The organism is Paenibacillus sp. Dod16, assembly GCF_049893405.1.
GTDB lineage: Bacteria > Bacillota > Bacilli > Paenibacillales > Paenibacillaceae > Paenibacillus_AQ.
Genome location: NZ_JBNDYG010000101.1, coordinates 1 through 3,942 on the forward strand (window position 1 = coordinate 1; position 3,942 = coordinate 3,942).

Genomic DNA, 3,942 nt, shown 5'->3' on the forward strand with positions numbered 1-3,942 from the left:
TCCAATTTTCTCATCTGCTCTATTGTAAAAACTGTAAAAACTACTCGTTTCAATTTTCCCATCTTCATCTCGCCCCTCATCTTATACCTTGATTAAAACACAAGTGACCCACAAGAGGGTCACTTTTTTAAAGTGTCCTTCTTATGGGTCACAGTTCAGTTGCAGCCACCGGGCTTCTTTTTTTGTGCGGATAAAGATAATGGGGGATAGTCGCAAGGGCGTTTTGTTCGCGAAATATGTATTTTTTTACCTGGTATAGTATTCAATATTATGCATAAATATTCATTTTCTTTTATAGAGTAAAGTGTTTGGATATAATTTATATTTTTTGGAAACCATAAAATCACTAATAAAATTAACCCTGAACATTATGGGGTAAATATAGCATCTATTGGGTTATCAAGCAAGAATACTGCAGTTACTTTGTAAATGTATGCATTATTATGTATAATAGAAATGATTGCCAGAAGTCAAATTTGAGGAGGAGGAGGTCTTCTATGGACCATATGATGTTTGAGGTTGGAACTGCTCTGATTCTGGTTGCTATAGCCTCCGTAATTGCTGGAAAGCTCAAGTTCTCGATCATACCGTTCTTGATTGTGCTCGGGATGCTTGTAGGTCCGCATGCACCAACGATAGGGATTCTTGATTTTAAGTTCATCGAGAGCCAGGGGATCATCGATTTTCTGGGACAGATCGGTATTCTATTCCTGCTCTTTTACCTTGGTCTTGAATTTTCCGTTCAAAAATTGATCAAGTCCGGTAAAAACATTGTGGTAGGCGGAACCGTATATGTAGTATTGAACTTTGTGTTGGGTGTGGCTTACGGTTTCGTGATCAATATGCCTCTGTACGAGACGCTGATCATTGCAGGGATGCTGTCGGTATCCTCCAGCGCCATTGTCGCTAAGGTGCTTGTGGATCTGCGGCGCACAGGGAATGCGGAGACGGAACTCATTCTCGGCATGATTTTGTTCGATGATATTTTTCTTGCCGTGTTCTTATCGATTATGTCGGGATTGCTGTTAGGCGGGGCTACGTCGATAGGGGCAACCATCATCTCGGTTTGCATTTCCATAGGTTACATGCTGTTGTTCTTTGTTATTGCGAGAAAAGGACCGCCTATACTTAACAAATTGCTGAATATTACGTCCAGCGAGATTTTCATTATCGTTGTTTTCTCGTCGATGTTCTTTATTGCCGGGTTTTCCGAGACACTGCACGTAGCCGAAGCGATCGGCGCGCTGTTGTTCGGACTGGCTTTATCGGAGACGGATCATAGCGAACGGATCGAGCAGCTGGTCATTCCTTTCCGTGATTTTTTTGGAGCAATCTTCTTCTTCAGCTTCGGTCTCGGCATCGACCCGACCACGCTTGGGAATGCGTTATGGCTTGCTCTTGGCGCCGTGGTATTGACCATTATCGGCAACCTGGTCGCAGGCATGATAGCGGGTCGCAAGGCCGGATTATCGCATAAATCGTCGCTTAACATCGGATTGACCATTATGGCTCGCGGGGAGTTCACGATCATCGTTGCGAATCTGGGACTAGCCGGCGGACTGTCCGCTATGCTGAAACCATTCTCGGCCCTCTATGTTCTGATTCTTGCGATTCTCGGTCCTCTTCTAGCCAAGGAGTCAAAACGTATCTACCGCGGAGCGAATAAAATATTCAAATGGAGCGAACCTGTGGAGAAAGTAAAAAAAAGGAAGGCGTAAGGCTGCTGGGCTGATTTACTTTCTTCCAACTAATCTATATAATCTAGAGATTGAATTAACCCAGAACGGAGGATTTTCACATGAGTATTATTCGCGAATCTGATCTGCCGGGTATCGGTAAGAAATTCCTTATTCAGGCGAGATCAGGGGATAAGCTGGTTATTGTTATTCATGACGATGGCCGTAGAGAGCTGTACCATTTTGAAGATGACGATCCTGAGGAGACCATCTCCCAGATTACATTAGAGGATGATGAGGCTAGACAAATCGCCGGCATCATCGGCGGCATGACGTATAAACCGAAAGCACTCGAGACCATCGAGGTGACACTCGAAGACCTGATCATCGAATGGGCACGCATCGAACCGCATTACAAATGCGTCGGACAATCCATTGCGGGGCTTCAGGTTCGTCAACGTACAGGTGCTAATGTATTAGCGATTGTGAACAAGAAAGAGCAGAAAATCAATCCGGGTCCGGACGACATCCTGACAGCGGGATCGACGCTGGTGCTTGCGGGCGAGCGTAAGCAGATCAAGCAGCTGAAAGAACTGCTGGTTAACGGCTAATATTGCTCCTTCGTGGATGCGAAGATAACCATACCGAAAGCAAGCTCCTCCTTTTGCGGGGGGCTTGCTTTTATATGTGGAGAGCAACCTATTCATCAAAGGGATGATACCCGAAGCTGTTGTGCATAAGAAAAAGCGCCAAGGTCTCGTCCCTTGGCGCTTTTTCTGTTTAACAGCGGGATGCTGCGGGTTATGGATTGCCAGAGGGGCCGGTTATTTCCGGGCCACGATCATAAACCGGGCGGAATTCGTCCGGATTCCCCGATCTGTGCGATGGTCTCTGATAAACTGCTGCAGGATGCGAAAATCCGATTCCTCCTGTCCAAACCCGGGGATAATGGGCGTGTGCTTCAGCAGAAAGATAAGATCCTCTTCACGTTCATAGTATTCATCCGCATCGTATTCGGCATATTGGATACTGCGGAACCCGGCAAGCCGAAATTCCTCCATATATTGATCCTTTAAAGCGCCGTCTTCACGGGAAGATTGCCCTCTGCCAAAGGCTTGAGCCAGATTGGCTTTATCGCATTCGCGAACCTGCTGCGTCAAAAACACGCCATCCTCTTCTAGTACTCTTCCCACCTCTGATGCACGAAAAGGGGAGTGTCTGCAGGAGATCAGATTGAAAAACGCCTCCGGAAATTGAAGCGACTCTGCATCCATCTGCATAAAGCGTACATTGGAAGCTGCAGCCTTCCGTTTATTACTCTGGGCAGTCTCTATCATCGAATGGGAAAGATCGATTCCAACCAGCAGAGCTGCTTTGTCGGCGATGGACAACAAGCTCTCTCCTCCACCAGTGCCGATATCAAGCACAACATCGGATGATGTGCACCGCTTGCTTACCTCATCGTAAAAATTCCACTCCACGCCCTCCGAGATACATCTGAGCTGGCTGAAGTCCCAGCCGTTTAAGGCCCCTACGATATCATAAAACTGCTTGTATTCCTGTGAATTCATTTATATTGTTCACCTTCCATTTGAGATAAAATGGGATGCTGAAAACAGATCGCCTCTAATTCGTTCGCAGCCAGCTACTGTGATTCTGGCTAGGCCCGGTCCAGTATGATAGACCGGGCCTAGCTACTTCGAACGGCAAGGATCCTAATCAGCATCCAATTCACCCCTATTCTGAAAGATTATTTTTAAGAGTTAGAAAAGTATAAGCTTCAGAGGCTTACCATCCTTATCTCGCAAGAAAAACTTCCGCTATACGCGGTCTGTCTTCTAAAGAAAGTACGTCGATAGATGTTTTTCTTATTGTAAGTCCAAGGATTCCTCATGATCAAGGAGAATTTTATTAGGAGGAAGGACCATAATCTTAAGCAAATGATAAGAATTTGGAAGTATGGCGTTAAGAACTGTCTACTATACTTGATGAATCTGTTTCGCAAGGAACGAGAATAATCGGATTTTAGAGATGAGAGGGTACTGTCATGAACAAATTGAAATCTTTATCAAGGGAACGTCTTCCCGAGCTGCAATTGGTACGCGCATTCGCCATCATCGGCGTGCTGTCCGTTCACTCCACATCGTATGCCGTATCTGCGATGACGGATTCCAACTACTTTTTTATGTACAATTTCATGAACATCTTCATGAAATTCGGAACGCCGACATTTATATTTTTGAGCAGTCTGGTACTCTTCTATAAT

The 3,942-nt window shown here is 45.4% G+C and carries 3 protein-coding genes and 1 pseudogene; 3 read left to right on the forward strand and 1 reads right to left on the reverse strand.

Annotated elements, in window-relative coordinates; translation table 11 throughout:
- Window positions 1–497: 497 nt before the first annotated feature.
- Window positions 498–1,718 (forward strand): cation:proton antiporter, encoded by a 1,221-nt coding sequence (locus ACPV3A_RS37395; protein ID WP_071221198.1) that lies wholly within the window; start codon window positions 498–500, stop codon window positions 1,716–1,718.
- Window positions 1,719–1,798: 80 nt separating this feature from the next.
- Window positions 1,799–2,287 (forward strand): cation:proton antiporter regulatory subunit, encoded by a 489-nt coding sequence (locus tag ACPV3A_RS37400; protein ID WP_071221197.1) that lies wholly within the window; start codon window positions 1,799–1,801, stop codon window positions 2,285–2,287.
- A 213-nt stretch (window positions 2,288–2,500) separates the two neighbouring features.
- Here the strand turns inward: ACPV3A_RS37400 and ACPV3A_RS37405 are convergent, their stop codons facing one another.
- The gene (locus ACPV3A_RS37405; RefSeq protein ID WP_426204961.1) at window positions 2,501–3,247 is read right to left on the reverse strand and encodes a class I SAM-dependent methyltransferase; all 747 of its coding nucleotides are present in this window, start codon (window positions 3,245–3,247) and stop codon (window positions 2,501–2,503) included.
- A gap of 476 nt (window positions 3,248–3,723) precedes the next feature.
- On the opposite strand from ACPV3A_RS37405, the pseudogene ACPV3A_RS37410 reads away from it, so the two are divergent.
- Window positions 3,724–3,942 (forward strand): annotated as a pseudogene (locus tag ACPV3A_RS37410) (acyltransferase); the annotation flags it as partial.